This window comes from Phenylobacterium sp., from assembly GCF_028290885.1.
Classification (GTDB): Bacteria; Pseudomonadota; Alphaproteobacteria; order Caulobacterales; family Caulobacteraceae; genus Phenylobacterium.
In genome coordinates this window covers 1-10,563 of sequence record NZ_JAQGIZ010000078.1, presented here as the reverse complement: position 1 = coordinate 10,563, position 10,563 = coordinate 1, and the positions used below count along the sequence as shown (strand labels likewise).

Here is a 10,563-nt window from a genome sequence, read left to right as displayed (position 1 = left end):
CCTGGGCGCGCGGCGGGCGGGCGACCCCCCCAGCCTCGTCGCCGACCCGCGCCGGGCGCTGGAACTGCTGGGCTGGGCTCCCCGCCGCTCGTCGATCGACGAGATCGTCGCCGACGCCCTGCGCTGGGAGCGAAATCCGTGCTATGGTTCCGGCGTGCGCGGGTCAACGGGCCGCCGCAAGTCGCAGATGGCCGTCTAAGACAGTCGACTTTCCGACATAGACTGAAGAGAAGGCCGACGTAACTCGGCCCCAAAATCGATTACTTTAGACAGTCCAGCTGCGTGAAGTTTTCGCGCGGAACCTTTGTGGCTCGCCTGTGTTTCTTCCAGCGGGCTTCGTACGTCGGCTTTCAAGAAGGAATGCGCCTTGAACACGCAATGGGTTTCGCGCGCCGAGGGTTTTGCGCCATCGCCAACCCCGCCCGGCCCGCGTTCCCGAGGTCGGCAGACCTTGATCTGCTTCTCGCACCTTCGCTGGGACTTCGTCTTCCAGCGGCCGCAGCATCTGATGACCCGCTTCGCCAGGGGCCGGCGGGTGATCTTCTGGGAGGAGCCGGTTTCAGGCGCGCCGGAGGACAGTCCGCGCCTCGACAGCCACACCGATCCCGAGAGCGGCGTCATCGTCGTCACCCCGGTGCTCCCGGACGGCGGGACGGCCGTCGAGCGCGACGCCACGCTGGGCCTGATGCTGGACGGCGTGCTGGCCGGGTACGGCGGCGACCTGATCCGCTGGTACTACACCCCGATGATGCTCAATTTCTCGCGGCATCTGGAGGCGATCTGCACCGTCTACGACTGCATGGACGAGCTCGCCAACTTCAAGTTCGCCCCGCCTGAGCTGACCATCCTCGAGCGCGAGCTGATGGGCCTGGCCGACGTGGTCTTCACCGGCGGCTACAGCCTGTGGGAGGCCAAGCGCGACCGCCACGCCAACATCCAGCCGTTCCCCTCCAGCGTCGACCGGGCCCACTTCGCCAAGGCCCGTGTGAGCCGTGAAGAGCCCGCCGACCAGGCCGCCCTTCCGTGGCCCCGGCTCGGCTTCTACGGCGTCATCGACGAGCGGATGGACCTCGACCTGCTGGCCGCGCTGGCCGACGCCCGGCCCAGCTGGAGCGTGGTCATGGTGGGGCCGGTGGTGAAGATCGACCCCGCCGACCTGCCCAGGCGGCCGAACCTGCACTACCTCGGCGGCAAGACCTACGAGGAGCTGCCGCGCTACCTGGGCGGCTGGGACGTCGCCCTGATGCCCTTCGCCATCAACGAGTCCACCCGCTTCATCAGCCCCACCAAGACCCCGGAATACCTGGCCGGCGGCCGTCCGGTCGTCTCGACCCCGATCGTTGATGTGGCCCGCCAGTACGGCGATCTGGAAGGCGTGAAGATCGCCGCCGCGCCCGAGGACTTCATCGCGGCCTGCGATCAGGCGCTGGCGCTGATGCGGCTGAAAGGCCCCTGGCTGAAGGAAGTCGACGCCGCGCTGTCGGCGATGTCGTGGGACGAGACCTTCGCCCGCATGAACCTGGAGCTCTCCCGGGCCGGGGCCGCCCGCGGCAAGCCGCTCATCGCCGACCTAGCGCCCGCGGTCGCCGCGCCGGCCATCCGCCCGGCCTCCCGCAGCAAGCCCTTCGACTACCTGATCGTCGGGGCAGGCTATGCCGGCTCGGTGCTGGCCGAGCGGCTGACCAGCCAGCTCGGCAAGCGGGTGCTGCTGATCGACAAGCGGCCGCATATCGGCGGCAACGCCTATGACGAAAAGGACGCCGGCGGGGTGCTGATGCACCGCTACGGCCCGCACATCTTCCACACCAACTCCGACGAAGTCTCGGGTTACCTGTCGCAGTTCACCAAATGGCGGCCCTATGAGCATCGGGTGCTGGCCTCGGTGAACGGCCTGCTCGTGCCCATGCCGATCAACCGCACGACGCTCAATCTGCTCTACGGGCTGGATCTCAGGACCGAGGCCGACGCCGAGGCCTATCTGGCCGCCCGCGCCGAGCCGGTGGAGAAGATCTGCACCTCCGAGGACGTGGTGGTCTCCAAGGTCGGCCGCGAGCTCTACGAGACCTTCTTCCGCGGCTACACCCGCAAGCAGTGGGGCATGGACCCCTCGGAGCTCGACAAATCTGTCACCGCGCGGGTGCCAACGCGCACGGACGACGACGACCGCTATTTCACCGACAAGTTCCAGGCCATGCCGGCCGATGGCTATACGGCCATGTTCCAGAACATGCTGGACCAGCCAGGCGTCACCCTCGAACTGGGCGCCGAATATGAGGACGTCCGCCGCGAGGCGGTGTTCGACAAGCTGATCTTCACCGGCCCGGTCGACGAATATTTCGACCACCGCTACGGCAAGCTGCCTTACCGCAGCCTGGCCTTCCGGCACGTGACCATGGACCGCGCATGGTACCAGCCGGTCGGGACCGTCAACTATCCGGACGAGGCGACCCCCTACACCCGGATCAGCGAATACAAGCACCTGACCGGCCAGAGCGTCGGCAAGACCACCATCACCTACGAATATCCCCGCGCCGACGGCGATCCCTACTATCCCGTCCCGCGGTCGGAGAACCAGGCGCTCTACAAGCGCTACGAGGCGCTCGCCCTGGAGACGCCGGACGTGCATTTCGTCGGGCGTCTGGCCACCTACCGCTACTACAACATGGACCAGGTGGTGGGGCAGGCTCTGGCGACTTTCCGCCGGATCGCCGAGCGCGAGGGGCGCACCGCGGTCGCGGCCCAGGCCGCCGCGCGGGCCATCGCCGCCAACTGACCACCGGCCGGGGTGCGTCGAACGGCCTCTGCTCCACGGCTCCCCCCTCGGTTGCAGCGGCTTGCAATTGCGCGTCCGATGCTCAAGGCTCAGCTTGAACCCGCGGGGGGAGAGATGAGCCAGACAAACGCCGAACGCGCACGGACGCTTTCGCAGAATCTCATTGAGTTTCTGACCTCCTACGAAGAGGAGCTGATGGCGCTTGAACGCGAGGCGCCCGCTGCGGGACAGCTGCGCCGCGCGGTGGGAATCACCATCGCCGAGGCCTGCTTCCTGATCACCGACCAGGATGTTGGCAAAGCGGAGTGGGCGCCGCCGGCCGAGGGGTCCGTCCGCCGTGCCAGCTAGTTCAGTCAAAATTTCCGGAGACACCATGGCCCGCAAACCCGAGGCTCTAGCCGACCCGATCGATATCGCCGTGGGCGCGAGGATCCGGCTGTTGCGCAAGGTGCGTGGGCTCTCACAGCAGGCGCTGGCCGAGGCCGCGGGCGTCACCTTCCAGCAGATCCAGAAGTACGAGCGCGGCGCGAACCGGGTCAGCGCCTCCATGCTCTCGCGGATCGCGACCACCTTGCAGGCGCCGGTCTCCGAGATGTTCGGCGAGGTCAACCCGGCCAGCGGCGCCATCGACGAAGTGGCCGGCCTGCTGGCCGAGCCCGGCGCGCTTGAGCTGTTGCGGGCCTATTCGCTGCTGCCGCGCGGGGCGCCCCGGGCGACCCTCGTGGACTTCGTCCGCACCCTCAAGGCGGTCTGACGCCGAGATCCGCTAGTCGAACCGCTGGGTGACGCTGACGCCGTAGGTGGGCGGCGCGTTGAACACCCAGCCGACCGAGGTCAGCGAGGCGCGCGCGGCCAGGGCCAAGCTTATAAGAAGCTCATAGTAGCGCTGGCGGTTCAAAAGGTTCAGCTTGCCGGCTCTGTCAGTGCGGATGACCCAGTAGCGTCCGTGATAGGTTCAAAATGTCATCCGCTCAGCCCGACCTCGGGCAAGGGGATTCGACATGAAGCTCATCGTTCTTGGCGCGGCTGCGCGCCGACTGCAAAGCCTGGCGGCTGTTGCGGCATCTGTTTGCCTGGGCTGGGCTGGCTTGGCCCACGCCAACGCGGTCACCGATTGGAATGAGGTGACCCAACGCTACGTGTCCGGAGGCGGCGGCATCCCTGCGGGGCGTCCGGGTCCGGTGGGCTTCCTCGACGTGGCCCTTGTCCAGGCCGCCGTGCACGACGCGGTGCAGGCGATCGAGGGCAAGTATGACCCCTACTTCTACTCAGGCTCCGGCGACGGCGCGCCGGATGCGGCCGTCGCGGCCGCCGCCCATGGTTTACTGGTCCGGCTGTACCCTGCCCGGCAGGCGACGCTCGACATCGAGTACAGCAACTACCTGACGGCCCACGGCCTGGTGGGCGATCCCGGCCTGGCGGTAGGCGAGGCGTCCGCGGCCGCGCTCTTCACGCAGTACCGCCCCTTGGTGGCGACGACTCCGTTCTTCGGCGGCACGGCGCCCGGTGAGTGGCGTCCGACGGCCCCGGGCAACCCCCCGATGTCGTTTCTGACCCTCGCCTTCAGCGCTCCCTACGCCCTCGACACCGTCTCGCAATTCAGGCCCGGCCCGCCGCCACCGATGACCAGCACGCGCTACGTCCGCGAGTACGACGAAGTGAAGGCCGCCGGCAGCATCGCCGCCTATCCGAACGCGAACACCGCGGTAGCGGATTTCTGGAACACGGACCCTCTGCAGCGGTGGAACGGGGCGCTTCGGGGCATTGCCTCATCCAGCGACGTCGGGGAAAGCGCCAGGCTCTTCGCGCTCGCGAACCTCGCCACCGCCGATTCCCTGATGGCGGTCTTCGACGCCAAGCATTTCTACCACTTCTGGAGGCCCATCACGGCCATCCGGAATGACGACGGCAACCCGAAGACGGCCACGGACGGCGGCTGGTCGCCATATCTCGCCAGCCCTCCTTATCCCGAGTACCCGTCGGGCATGAACGGCGTCGCGGGCGCGATGACCGAGACCTTGCGGCTCTTCTACGGCACGGACGATTTCAGTTTCTCGATCCCGGGCACGTCGACGACGCGCCAGTACACGAGCTTCTCCCAGGCGGCCCAGGAACTCATCGAGGTGCGGATCCTGCAGGGGATCCACTTCCGCTCCGCGGAGGAGGACGGAAGCAAGCTGGGCGGCAAGGTCGCGCACTGGACGTTCCAGAAGTTCCTCGGAACGAACCATGGCAAGGACGAGGGCGTACCCGTGGAGTGGGAAGTGACCCGCTAACCGCCGTCCCTCGCCGCGCGCTAGGCCAAGGCCTTCAGCGCCGCCAGGGCGTGGTCCTTGAGCGCCTTGTAGTCGACCTTGCCGTTGGGGGCTCGGCCGATGGAGTCCACCAGCACCAGCTCGCGCGGCGCCTTGTAGCCGGCCAGGGTCGTGCGCACGTGCTCCGACAGTTCGGCGAGCGTCGGCTCGGCTCCCCCCTCGGTCTCGACCACCGCGCAGATCCGCTCGCCGAAACGGGCGTCGGGCAGGCCGACCACCACCGCGTCGCGGACGTTGACGTGGGTCTTCAGCGCCTCCTCGACCTCTTCGGGGAAGACCTTCTCGCCGCCGGTGTTGATGCAGACCGAGCCACGGCCCAGGAGCTTGAGCGTGCCGTCGGTGTTCACCTCGGCCCAGTCGCCGGGCACGCTCCAGCGCACGCCTTCCATCGTCTTGAAGGTCTTGGCGGTCTTCTCGGCGTCCTTGTAGTAGCCGACCGGCAGGAAGCCCGTGACGGCCACTAGGCCCCGTTCGCCGGAGCCGGGCTCGACACGCCGGCCGTCCTCGGTGAACACCGCGCAATTCGGGCCGATGACGAAGGCCGCGGTCTGGACTTCCGCCCCGGGCGCCGAGGCCGAGATGCCCAACCCCACCGCCTCCGAAGAGCCGAAGCTGTCGAAGATCATGGCGTTCTTGGCGTAGCTCAGCAGGCCGCGCTTGTTCTCCTGGCTCCACATCGAGCCGGACGAGCTCATCGAACGCACGGTCGAAAGGTCCCAGCGACCGGGATTGGCCTCCAGCGCCTCCAGCATTGGGGTCGAGAAGGCGAGGCCCACGATCACGATTGCGGTGGCGCCCAGCCGGTCGGCCTCGTCCCACAGCTCCATGGCGTTGAACCGGCGCGACGGCAGGAAGGCGGCCGTGCCGCCCTGGTTGAAACAGATCAGCGAGGAGAACTGCCCGGTGCCATGCATCAGCGGGCAGGCCACCAGCGAGATCGGCCGGATGTGGTCCGGCCCCTGGATGCGGGCAACGAGTTCTTCGACCGAGGCCGCCGGCGGAATGCCGAGCAACGCGTTGCCGCCCGCGCCGATCACGTTGAAGAGGTCGTCCTGGCGCCACATCACGCCCTTGGGCATGCCGGTGGTGCCGCCGGTGTAGAGCAGTAGCAGGTCGTCGACCGACCGGCCCCACGGCCCCTTCACCGGCCGCTGGGTCGGGACCTTGGCCACGACGGCGTCGTAGTCGTCCGCCCAGGCGGGGACCGGATGGCCGGGCTCGGCCACGGCGATCCAGGCCTTCACGCCGGTAAGGCGGCCGCGGATGGCTTCGAGCACATCCGAAAAACCTGCATGGAAGACAACGGCTTGCGCGTCGGCGTTGTCGAACAGGTAGAAGAGTTCCTCCGGTCCGTAACGGTAGTTGGTGTTGACCGGGGCCAACCCGCCCTTGAAGGCGGCGTAGTAGGTCTCCAGGTATTCCGGCCCGTTGTAGAGGAAGGCCGCGACCTTCGCCTGGTGGTCGAGGCCCGCGGCGATCAGGTGGGCGGCCAGCGCATCGGCGCGGGCGTCGAACTCGCCCCAGCTCACCACCCGCTCGCCCTGGATGTGGGCGGGCCGCTCCGGCTGGGCGCCGGCGATCGCCTCCCACACGTCCGCGAAGGTCCAGGAACTCACCGCGTTCTCCCAAATTCTTCTTCTTATGGGGAAATTGGCGCTGGCCGCCGCGGGGAAGTCAACTGCGCGATCAGATCGGCAGGGCGGTGGTGAACTTGATCTGCTCCATGGCGAAGGACGAGCTGACGTCCTGCAGCGGCGCCGCGGCGATCAGCTGCTTGTAGAAGGCGTCGTAGGCGGCGATGTCCCTGACCACCACCTTCAGCAGGTAATCCGTCTCGCCGGACATCCGGTAGAACTCCACCACCTCCGGCAGGGTCGCCGCGCCCTTGGCGAAGGCGTTCAGCCATTCCTCGTCGTGGCGGTTGGTGCGCACCGCGACGAACACCACCAGGCGCAGGTCCAGCTGCTCGCGGTCGAGGATCGCCACGCGCCGCTCGATCACCCCGGCGTCGGTCAGCCGCTTGACGCGCTTCCAGCAGGGGGTCTGCGAGAGCCCCGCGCGCTCGGCCAGCTCGGCGATGGGGATCGTGGCGTCGGCCTGGAGCTCGCGCAGAATGCGGCGGTCGATCGGGTCGAGAACGATTTGCATGCCCTGAGCCTCCCGCCGAGAATCTTGTTCTACGGCGAGAGCCCTGTAGACGCCAGATCGCGCGTCAATGCGCGTCCGGTGGCAAGGGAGCGTCCTGTGGGGCCGGCTTGCAGAACGGCACGATCACCAGGGCTATGATGAACAGCCAGGCCATCAGCCGATAGGTGTCGGCGAACGCCAGGGTCGCGGCCTGGCGGCCGACGATCCGGCCCATCTCCGCCTGCGCCATCATCAGCGCGCGCCCGGCGTCGGGGGTGAACTGGCCGGCGTACTGCGTCAGGCCCTGGATCATGGCGGTCGCCCGCGCCGGCGCCTCGCCGAGGCCTTCGCTCAGGCGCAGCATGTGGATCCGGGTGTTGTCCTGCAGCCAGGTGTTCACCACCGCGATCCCGACCGCGCCGCCGAGATTGCGCATCAGGTTGAACAGGCCGGACGCGTAGCGCAGCTCGCTGGGCGCCACGCCGTTCAGCGCCATGCCGACCGCCGGCACGATGCAGAGCAGGATCGCCAGGCCGCGCACCACCTGCGGCCACAGCAACTCGCCGAAGCCCCAGTCCGCGGTGATCCCCGAGAACATCCAGAGCCCGGTCGCGAACATCACGAAGCCCACCGCAATGACATAGCGGCCGTCCACCCGGGTCGACAGCCGGGCCGCGATGGGCGCGGTGACCGTCATGGCGACGCCGGTCACGAATACCGTCACCCCGATCTGCAGGCTGGAGTAGTCGCGCACCCGACCCAGGAACACCGGGGTCAGATAGGTCGCGGCGTAGAGCCCAAAGCCGATCACCACATTGAGCACGCAGGCCATGGCGAAGGTGGGCCGCAGAAACGGCGTCAGCTTCAGGACCGGCATGGTCGAGAAGAAGGTCCGTTCGAAGAACACCACGCAGCCGACGGCCGAGAGCCATGCGGCGATGGTGACGCCGGGGTCGGTGAACCACTCGTGGCGGGGCCCTTCCTCCAGCACGTACTGCAAGCCGCCGAGGAACACCGCCAGCGAGGCCACGTGCAGCCAGTCGATGCGTCGGAGCATCTCCGGCTTCGCCTCGTCGACCTTGCCCAGCAGCGGCAGGATGATGCTCACCGCCAGGCCCGGCACGATGTTCATGAAGAACAGCCAGCGCCAGTCGGCGACCTCGGTCACCCAGCCCCCGACGCTGGGGCCGAGCGTGGGCGCCAGCGTCGAGACGACCCCGAGGATGGCCGGGATCATCGCCCGCTTCGGCCCTTCGAACATGGCGAAGCCGGTGGCGAACACCGTGGGCACCATGGCGCCGCCGACGAAGCCCTGGATGGCGCGGAAGAAGATCATCGAGTTGATGTCCCACGCCAGGCCGCACATCAGGCTCGAGAGCGTGAACAGCGCCGCCGAGGCGGTGAACAGCCAGCGGGTCGAGAGCGCCTTCGACAGGAAGGCCGCCAACGGGATCATCACGATCTCGGCCATCAGATAGGCGGTCTGCACCCAGGCGATCTCGTCGGGACCGGCGTTCAGGCCGGCCTGGATCGAGTTCAGCGAGCCGGCGACGATCTGGATGTCCAAGAGCGCCATGAACTGGCCGAACGCCATCAGGCCGAAGATCAGGAACTTGCGCTTGTCGCTGAGCGCGCCCGGCGTGGCGGGGGCCGCAGCCAGGGGCAGGGTCGTGTCAGTCATGGTCTTGCGGTCTGGCCATCATTATATTACTATCATCATATAAAGCGGAGATGCGCAATGCGCTACACCGAGGCCCACAAGGAAGAGACGCGGAAGAAGGTGGTGAAGGCCGCCGCCGCGGCCGTGCGCGCCAAGGGGCCTGACGGGGTCGGCGTCGCCGAGATCATGAAGGAAGTCGGCCTGACCCACGGCGGGTTCTATGCCCACTTCCCGTCGAAGGAGGCCCTGGTCGCCGCCGCGATCGGCGAAGCCTTCGACCAAGGCCGCCGGCGCTTCGGGCGGATCACCGGCGATCTGAAGGGCCTGGAGGCCTTTGCGGCCTTCCTCGAGTCCTATGTGTCGATGGAGCATCGGGCCTATCCGGAGCGCGGCTGCCCGGTCGCCACCATCGTGTCCGACCTGCCTCGGCAGGGGGCAGCGGTGCGCACCGTGTTCGACGCCGGCGTGACCGGCCTCATCTCGCGCATCGCCGCCTGGCTGCCCGGCGACGACATCCAGGAGCGGCAGGACCTGGCGGGCTCGCTGGTGGTGGAAATGGCTGGCGCCGTATCGCTCTCCCGCGCCGTCTCCGATGAGGCCATGGCCGAACGCTTTCTCGCCCAGTCCCGCCGCCGCATCCGCGCTCGGGCCGGCGTTTCCGACGACCCCGAGAGAACCGCATGAACGCCATCGCACCTGACGCCTCGGCCATGAGCGGCCTCGAACAGCTCCGCGCGGTCTTCGATCCGGCGCACCCGGATCGGACGCCCGGCATCGGCAAGACCATGGGCTTTACGGCGATCGAGATCGAAGAGGGGCGTGTCGTGTTCGGCGGCCGGCCCGACGAGAGCGTCTATAACCCCATCGGCACGGTCCACGGCGGCTACGCCGCGACCTTGCTGGACTCCGCGGTCGGTTGCGCCGTGCATTCCACCCTCAAGGCGGGGCAGGGCTACACCACGCTCGAGCTCAAGGTCGCCTATCACCGGCCGATGACCAAGGACACCGGCCCGGTCCGCGCCGAGGGCAAGGTCATCCAGGTCGGTCGCCGCGCCGCCTTCGCAGAGGGCCGCATCACCGACGACGAAGGGCGACTCTACGCCACCGCGACCTCCACCCTGCTGGTGTTCGACCAATGAAAATGGAAACCGTCGCCGGCGTGGACGCCGTCCCCCTGAAGCGCCGGCGCCTGCCGCCCCGCGGCTGGCTGGTGTTGGCCGCGGCCCTGGTCATCGGGACTGGCGGCGTCGTCTATCTGCGCGCGGCCAAGGGCTCGGTCTGCACCGATAACGCCTATCTGAAGTCCGACGTCACCATCGTCGCGCCCCGCGTCCGCGGTCATGTCGCCGAGGTGCTGGTGGCGGAGAACCAGCCGGTCGCCGCCGGCCAGGTGCTGATCCGCCTGGACCCGGAAGAATACGCCGCCCGCGTCGCCGCGGCCCGTGGCGACCTCGCCATCGCCGACGCCGCTATCGGCCAGGCGCAGGCCGCGCTTACGCACCTGCAGTCCGAGGCGGCCCTCGCCGCGGCCTCGGTGCATGAAGCCGAGACCGGCATCCGCGCTAGCGACGCCCAGGCCGCCCGCGCCGAGGCCGACCGGCAGCGCTACACGACCCTGGTGCGCACCGGCTTCGTCCCGCGCCGCGACGCCGAGCGGGTCGACGCCGACGCCGCGTCCGCCGCCGCCG

Annotated in this window: 10 protein-coding genes and 1 pseudogene; 8 read left to right on the top strand and 3 right to left on the bottom strand. The window is 68.4% G+C overall.

What is annotated here, in order from left to right:
• The 5 genes and pseudogenes from JWP28_RS05970 to JWP28_RS05950 all read left to right on the top strand — a co-directional run.
• Positions 1–199 (top strand): annotated as a pseudogene (locus JWP28_RS05970) (UDP-glucose 4-epimerase GalE); the annotation flags it as partial.
• Between the two features lie 252 nt (positions 200–451).
• Entirely contained in the window at positions 452–2,773 is a 2,322-nt protein-coding gene (gene glf / locus JWP28_RS05965; protein ID WP_299541063.1) for a UDP-galactopyranose mutase, read from the top strand.
• Positions 2,774–2,851: 78 nt separating this feature from the next.
• On the top strand, positions 2,852–3,121 hold the full coding sequence (locus tag JWP28_RS05960) for a hypothetical protein (protein ID WP_299541062.1): 270 nt from the start codon (positions 2,852–2,854) through the stop codon (positions 3,119–3,121).
• Positions 3,122–3,146: 25 nt separating this feature from the next.
• Entirely contained in the window at positions 3,147–3,527 is a 381-nt protein-coding gene (locus tag JWP28_RS05955) for a helix-turn-helix transcriptional regulator (RefSeq protein WP_299541061.1), read from the top strand.
• Positions 3,528–3,774: 247 nt separating this feature from the next.
• The gene (locus JWP28_RS05950; protein WP_299541060.1) at positions 3,775–5,049 is read left to right on the top strand and encodes a vanadium-dependent haloperoxidase; all 1,275 of its coding nucleotides are present in this window, start codon (positions 3,775–3,777) and stop codon (positions 5,047–5,049) included.
• Between the two features lie 20 nt (positions 5,050–5,069).
• On the opposite strand, the gene JWP28_RS05945 is transcribed toward JWP28_RS05950, so the two are convergent.
• From JWP28_RS05945 to JWP28_RS05935, 3 genes are all read right to left on the bottom strand, one after another.
• Complete coding sequence (locus JWP28_RS05945) at positions 5,070–6,704, bottom strand: AMP-binding protein (RefSeq protein ID WP_299541058.1); 1,635 nt, start codon at positions 6,702–6,704, stop codon at positions 5,070–5,072.
• A gap of 70 nt (positions 6,705–6,774) precedes the next feature.
• Positions 6,775–7,236 (bottom strand): Lrp/AsnC family transcriptional regulator, encoded by a 462-nt coding sequence (locus JWP28_RS05940; protein WP_299541056.1) that lies wholly within the window; start codon positions 7,234–7,236, stop codon positions 6,775–6,777.
• A gap of 64 nt (positions 7,237–7,300) precedes the next feature.
• The gene (locus JWP28_RS05935; RefSeq protein ID WP_299541054.1) at positions 7,301–8,896 is read right to left on the bottom strand and encodes a DHA2 family efflux MFS transporter permease subunit; all 1,596 of its coding nucleotides are present in this window, start codon (positions 8,894–8,896) and stop codon (positions 7,301–7,303) included.
• A 57-nt stretch (positions 8,897–8,953) separates the two neighbouring features.
• Here JWP28_RS05935 and JWP28_RS05930 point away from each other — a divergent pair, with 57 nt between their 5' ends.
• From JWP28_RS05930 to JWP28_RS05920, 3 genes are all read left to right on the top strand, one after another.
• Positions 8,954–9,559 carry a TetR/AcrR family transcriptional regulator gene (locus JWP28_RS05930; RefSeq protein ID WP_299541052.1) on the top strand — a complete coding sequence of 202 codons (606 nt, stop codon included), beginning with the start codon at positions 8,954–8,956 and terminating at the stop codon, positions 9,557–9,559.
• A complete protein-coding gene (locus JWP28_RS05925; protein WP_299541049.1) occupies positions 9,556–10,014 on the top strand; it encodes a PaaI family thioesterase in 459 nt (152 codons plus the stop codon). The genes JWP28_RS05930 and JWP28_RS05925 overlap by 4 nt, the downstream gene beginning before the upstream one ends.
• Positions 10,011–10,563 (top strand): biotin/lipoyl-binding protein (locus JWP28_RS05920; protein ID WP_299541046.1); only part of this gene is annotated, 553 nt, incomplete at its 3' end. The genes JWP28_RS05925 and JWP28_RS05920, both read left to right, overlap by 4 nt.